Consider the following 1,495-nt stretch of genomic DNA (forward strand, 5'->3'; position numbering starts at 1 on the left):
GCGCCAAGGCCTATTGCGAAGGCCTCAAGGCCTTCTCCGAAACCGATCAAACCGCGGATCTGAAGGCGATAGGTGTGCCGACGCTCGTTCTGCATAGCGAGAACGATCAGATCGCGCCGATCGGCGCCGCGTGCGAGTCGATCAAGCATTTGATGCACCGCACGCTGAAGACCTATCCCGGTTATGGTCACGGCATGCTGACCGTGAACACGAATATGCTGAACGCCGACCTTTTGGCCTTCATCGAAGCCTGAGGCCCCGCGCAGCGGCCGGTCGCCGACCGTTGCCGTTCAACTCGACAGGAAGGCATGATGAAGCCCTATCTGGTCTCGCTTGGAGCCGRCCTCCTGGTAGGCGTCGTCTACGGCTTGCTGAACGTCCGATCGCCCGCGCCGCCCGTGGTCGCGCTCGTCGGCCTGCTTGGTATCCTGGCCGGAGAGCAGATCGCGCCAATCGCAAAGCGCCTCGCTTCGGGGCAGGGGCTGACCCCTGGATGGCTGCGGCGGGAATGCGGCGAGCACCTCTTCGGCTCGCCGCCGTCGCCAACTTCCGGCGATAAAAGTCAAGAATGGAGCGACCGATGATCCCGACCCGCCGCCAAACCACCTTCGGCGCCGCTGCCGGGGCCTTCTCGGGCCTATTCGGAAGCGCCGTCGCCCAAGCGGCCGGCCCCCAATCCCCTGGCCAAGGAGCCCGCCCGATGACCGCCGATCTCATTCTCCGCAGCGGCCGCTTTACGACGCTGGATCCTGGCAACCCGACCGCAAGCGCCGTAGCGGTGAAGGACGGAGTTTTCCTCAGTGTCGGCAGCGAGCCAGAAGTCATGGTTCATGCTGGCTCCAACACAAAGGTGATCGACCTCAAGGGTCGTTGCGCATTGCCAGGCCTGATCGACAATCATCTCCACATCATCCGAGGGGGGCTTAACTTCAACATGGAGCTTCGCTGGGACGGCGTGCGGACGCTGGCCGATGCTATGAACATGCTGAAGCGCCAAGTGGCGGTCACGCCGCCGCCTCAATGGGTGCGCGTCGTCGGCGGCTTCACCGAGCACCAGTTCGCCGAGAAGCGCCTACCGACAATCGCGGAGCTGAACGCCGTCGCACCCGACACTCCGGTCTTCATCTTACATCTTTATGACCGCGCTCTACTTAACGGTGCTGCGCTGCGGGCGGTCGGCTATACCAAGGACACGCCGAACCCGCCCGGCGGCGAGGTCACCCGCGACGCCAATGGCAATCCGACGGGCCTGCTGCTGGCTCGGCCCAATGCCGGCATCCTCTATGCGACGCTCGCCAAGGGGCCGAAGTTGCCTTTCGAGTATCAAGTCAACTCGACCCGGCATTTCATGCGCGAGCTCAACCGGCTCGGCGTCACCGGTGCGATCGACGCCGGTGGCGGTTTCCAGAACTACCCAGACGACTACGCCGTCATCCAGAAGCTCGCCGACGACAACCAAATCACCATCCGCCTCGCCTACAACCTATTCACGCAG

General features: G+C 63.6%; 3 protein-coding genes. All 3 read left to right on the forward strand.

What is annotated here, in order from left to right:
- A partial coding sequence (locus AC1DVA_RS28270; RefSeq protein WP_476808112.1) for an alpha/beta fold hydrolase occupies window positions 1-254 on the forward strand: 254 nt, incomplete at its 5' end.
- Window positions 255-311: 57 nt separating this feature from the next.
- Window positions 312-584 (forward strand): XapX domain-containing protein, encoded by a 273-nt coding sequence (locus AC1DVA_RS28275; RefSeq protein WP_476808113.1) that lies wholly within the window; start codon window positions 312-314, stop codon window positions 582-584.
- On the forward strand, window positions 581-1,495 hold a 915-nt coding region (locus AC1DVA_RS28280), incomplete at its 3' end, for an amidohydrolase family protein (protein ID WP_476808114.1). The genes AC1DVA_RS28275 and AC1DVA_RS28280, both read left to right, overlap by 4 nt.

The organism is Allobosea sp. P4_C6 (assembly GCF_056402015.1).